Below are 4,815 nucleotides of genomic sequence, written 5' to 3'. Positions count from 1 at the left end.
CTGGTGCACCGATATACCTGGTTTCCCCTTTTAGTACAAATCCGTTCTGTAAAAGTACGCCGTTTAAAAATACAGTAACACTTGCTGGTTTTTGTACTGTTCCATCTTCATTAAAACGCGGTGCGTTCCAGATGATATCGTAGTATTGCCATTCACCTGGTTTCTTGTTGGCATTTGCCAATGGAATAGCTTGTTTGTAAACACTGCCTGTTTGTCCGTTAACATAGGTTTTATTGTTGTAAGCATCCATAATCTGGATTTCGTAACCGTCATCACCGCCACCTGTTGATGCTAAAAACACCCCGCTATTTCCACGTGCCTGACCTTCGCCAGATATGTTTTCGGGAATTTTCCATTCCATGTGCAATTGGTAATCGGTAAACTTTTTATTGGTTTCGATATTCCCAGTGCCTTTTTTTACCGTAAAAAAACCATCATCTATTGTCCAGGCAGCTGGTTTAGAAGGATCTTTAACAGAATGCCATGCATCTAAATTTCTTCCGTTGAAAAGAATGGTAGCATCAGATGGTGCATCCTGAGGCAATTTGCCCGGTGTAACAATTTTAGGAACGGGTTCCCAAACCTCGGTTGTTTTTGGGTCTTTGGCAGGATCTGGTTTTTTATCTTGTGCCATAGCTTGCCCTGCAAAAAATGCAGGAATAAATAATAGTGTGTACTTGTTCATGATTGTGGTTTAACTTTTTAAAGTTAACCAGTTTATTAAGAAAAGGAAATTTCGTATTTAAAATTTTACCCCAAATCGTCAACAACGTAGGTTTCGCTTATAATTACTTCGTCAGGGGCAATATCTTCTTTACGCTGTTCTGCCAAATCGCGCATTGGGCAATAACCCGTGATGCCGCGGTACAGTAATCCTGCACCAATTGCTGCACCCGTAAGGCCAATTACAGGATGCGAAAAAATGCTGGTGATGCCTTTAAAAAGTAAATATGTTCCTGCAGTTCCAGATAACCAACGTTCAGATTTTGAAACGTTTTCGAACAATTCTGGGTACTTCCAGGCTTCCTTAACATTGTTTACAGCGGTATTAAAATCTTGATTTGTCATGATGGTTAAATTTATGTTCTACTGTATAACAAGTAAGAAGGAAATGAGTTTTGAAAAGAAATTTAATTGTGTATGTTGCCACGGAGACACAGATTAGTACGGAAGACCAGGTTGTTTGTATTCACGTTGATGTTTAGCCACAGAAACGCTGATTAACACGGAAGAAGTACTAATAACCAGGATTATAAAACAACACGCCTGATTTCGAGCGTTGGTTTACCGAAATTTAAAATAAGCCCAACTTTGCAACCTGAACATCTTAAGTAGTTTAGAGTTTGCGCTATATCGGCGCTTGCAATAGCACTTTTTGATTTAATTTCTAATATTACCGTATCGAATATGATAAAGTCGGCATAAAAGCTATGGGGTAGGGGAATACCTTTATAATAAACTTGGTATAACTTCTCTCTTTCATAAAAATAATCCCTGTTTTTTAGTTCTATACAAAGTGCATCTTTATAAACGATTTCTAGAAAACCACAACCTAAATGGCTATGAATTTCAATAGCAGCACTAATAATTAGGTCTGTTTCGTTTTTTAATGGGAAGTTCGATTGACGGATTTCCATACCAAGAGATTTAATAAAGGTTAACTAATTAACTTGGGATGTATTTACTAAAATAGTAAAATAATAGGATGCTGCGAAGCATACTCTGTGATTTCTGTGTCTCCGTGGCAAAGAATAACTTGAAAGGTTTGTTAGATACTGGCTATGGATGCCTGTTTACACAGCAAACTCTTCGACTCCGCTCAGAGTGACCAACGGAGAGTACATCCGTGATTTCCGTGTTTCCGTGGCAAAAAATTAAGTGGAATAGTCTGTTAGAGGGTGCAATATTCAAATAAACTGTTCGACTTCGCTCAGAGTGGCAATCATATAAGAACTTCTGTGATTGCAGCGCCTCTGTGGCAAATTTTCGGCGATTAATTCAATATATCGCGTATGTCTTCCTTGCTCAGCGATTTAAAGAAACTTTCTTCAGTTGTAATTAAAGAGTTTGCGAGCGATTTTTTACGGTTCTGCAAGGCCAATATTTTCTCTTCTACGGTATCTTTTGCGATGAATTTGTAGATGAAAACCTTTTTATCCTGACCAATACGGTGCGTTCTGTCGATGGCTTGTTGTTCTACTGCCGGGTTCCACCATGGATCGAGGATAAAAACATAATCAGCTTGTGTTAAGTTTAAACCTACGCCGCCTGCTTTTATAGAGATTAAGAAGACTTTCAGCTCAGTATTCTGCTGAAATTCGGAAACAATTTCGCCACGGTTACGGGTTGCGCCATCTAAATAAGCAAATGGAATATTTTCCGCTTCAAAATGTTTTTTGAAGATATCAAGATGTTTTACAAACTGAGAAAAAACCAAAACCTTATGTCCGCCTTTAAGTACGTTATCGAGCGTATGAATTACGTTTTCGAACTTTCCTGAATCTGAAACATAGGTGCCATCAATCATTACAGGGTGGTTGGCCAACTGGCGTAGGGCGGTTAACCCTTGTAATAGCTGTACCTGTTTCTTTGCGAAAGTTCCATCGTCCATGCTCTGCAATAAATCGTTACGGTAGGCAGATTTTGTTTTTTCGTAATATGCGGCCTGATCTTCGCTCATGTCGCAATAAATTACCTGTTCCGTTTTTGGCGGCAATTCTGCAGCCACCTGCTCTTTCGTTCTACGGAGTACAAATGGTTTGATAATCGATTGCAGTTTACGCGCTTTTTCTTCGTCCTTTTTCTTTTCTATCGCTTGTACATATTCTTCGTAGAAGAATGCCTGTGTACCCAATAAACCAGGGTTTAAAAAGGTCAACTGCGACCATAAATCGCTTACTGAGTTTTCTACGGGTGTACCGCTCAGAATCAGTTTATGTTTAGATTTTAAGCTTCTAACGGCTTTAAACGATTTTGATGCGGGGTTTTTAATGTTCTGACTTTCATCGAGAATAATGTAGTTGAAATAAAAGTTTTTCAATTCATCTACATCTACTCTGGTTACACCGTAAGTGGTAATGATAATATCGTAATTGGCAAAATTGGTAACATCTTTATTTCGGTTGGTACCGGTATGTGCCAGTATTTTAAGCTTTGGTGTAAACTTTTTAGCCTCCGTTAACCAATTGTAAATTAAAGAGGTAGGCATGATGATGAGCGAGGTCGTCTGCGTTTCAAGCAATTGGTCATCTTCCTTCACCTTTTGCAGCATAGCCAATGTCTGGATGGTTTTACCCAAACCCATATCATCGGCCAAACAGCCACCGAAATTGTATTCGCGTAAAAAGCTGAACCAGTTATAACCGGCTTTCTGGTAATCGCGTAAACTGCCTTTAAAATGAACAGGCATTTGCGTATCAGCAATATCTTCAAAGTCTGATAATCGCTGTAATTTGCGTTCAAGCGTAACATTAGCCAGACTATCTTCAGCCAGATCATTGATGAGACCGATATGGTGTTTCTTTAATTTTAGCGTTTTTCCGGCCTCTGCCAAACTGAATAAACTACCGTATTGGGTAAACCATTTATCAGGGATAATAGCTACTTCACCATCGGGCAACAAAAACTCACGCTTTTTGTGTAGAATATGTTGCTTTAGTGAAAGAAAAGGAATCTGGTATTTTCCAAACCATACCACAGCATGGATATCGAACCAATCGTTTCCTTCTTTAACTTCAAGATCTATTTTGCTGGCACCGAAAACAAATTTTTTCTGCCCTGTGGCCTGTTCAATTTCAAAACCCGATGCCTGTAAAATTTCGATATGCTCGTTTACCCAATTTATAGCCCCGTAACTTGGATTTTCTTCGGCAGAAGCTACTTCCAGGTTGCTGAATAAAGAACTCGTTTTTTTTAGTCCTAAGGATAACAGCAAATTAAACTGCTTTTTCTCCCATTCTGCCGAACGTTTGATGCGGTGGAAAATATAGTTATCGGCAGTTTTTTCTAAACGTACAGTTACTTTGTGCGCATTCTCTACCGGGAAAGTATATTCGCCATATTTAAAATATAGCTGAATTTGAGAAAGACCACCATCAACATATAAAACTTTAATTACCGGTGTTGCCTCAAATTGTTCGGTTCTGATTTCGAAACCTTCGGCATACACATGGTGCTTTTCTATTAAAGGGGCTACAAACTTTTCAAAATAAGTGGCTTCGGTTGTTTTGGGTATGGCAATAAACCGTTTGTTTAAAAAGGGTTGCAGTTTTTYTCCTTCAATATCCTGATCAAAAAAGTACAATACATCGTTAAGCAATAACCACGCAGGTTTGTTGCTGATAATCTGTGCTTCTTTAAACATAAATTCGATGCGCAGATTCTGATATTTGATGGTCGGAAAATAACGTGTTTCAGTTTCGTTCCTTCGGAAATGAAAAAGAATAGATGCAGGCTCATCAGCCAGTTCGATTTTGCGTTCTACCGGCCAGCCATCTTTGTCCATTACATAAAGCTCGTTTTTGACCTTTAAAAGCTCTAAAGCTTCGGCAAGTTTCTTTTCGATTTTAGGGCGAACATTTTCATAAAATTTATTGTCGAAAATTTTAGTGAAAAACTCAGTTGGCCTGATTAGCTTTTTATAATATTTTTTAATCAGCGAGTCTTGCTCAATGTCATCTAAAATTTTGATCAGTTTATAATCAATATCACTTAAACAGGCATTAAATTCTTCTGCGGTATGCGTAAAAATCCGTTGGTAAGTAAACGAAAAATCTCCTTGTGGATTGAGCTGAACAACGTGAGGTTCAATTAAAT

At 38.3% G+C, this 4,815-nt stretch carries 4 protein-coding genes; all 4 read right to left on the bottom strand.

Annotation, left to right across the window (positions count from 1 at the left end; translation table 11 throughout):
* The coding region (locus AC1DND_RS19710) for a 3-keto-disaccharide hydrolase (protein WP_477584211.1) at nucleotides 1-685 on the bottom strand (685 nt) is incomplete at its 3' end.
* Between the two features lie 65 nt (nucleotides 686-750).
* The gene (locus AC1DND_RS19705; protein ID WP_477584209.1) at nucleotides 751-1,068 is read right to left on the bottom strand and encodes a YgaP family membrane protein; all 318 of its coding nucleotides are present in this window, start codon (nucleotides 1,066-1,068) and stop codon (nucleotides 751-753) included.
* Nucleotides 1,069-1,250: 182 nt separating this feature from the next.
* Entirely contained in the window at nucleotides 1,251-1,637 is a 387-nt protein-coding gene (locus AC1DND_RS19700; protein WP_029278252.1) for a GxxExxY protein, read from the bottom strand.
* A gap of 356 nt (nucleotides 1,638-1,993) precedes the next feature.
* The coding region (locus tag AC1DND_RS19695) for a DEAD/DEAH box helicase (protein ID WP_477584207.1) at nucleotides 1,994-4,815 on the bottom strand (2,822 nt) is incomplete at its 5' end.

Source organism: Pedobacter sp. 01N416 (genome assembly GCF_056399685.1).
This window is presented reverse-complemented; position numbering and strand designations above follow the sequence as displayed.

Coding starts and splice junctions, on each gene's coding strand:
- AC1DND_RS19700 (WP_029278252.1), bottom strand. CDS start 1,637: ATGGAAATCCGTCAATCGAACTTCCCATTAAAAAACGAAACAGACCTA.
- AC1DND_RS19705 (WP_477584209.1), bottom strand. CDS start 1,068: ATGACAAATCAAGATTTTAATACCGCTGTAAACAATGTTAAGGAAGCC.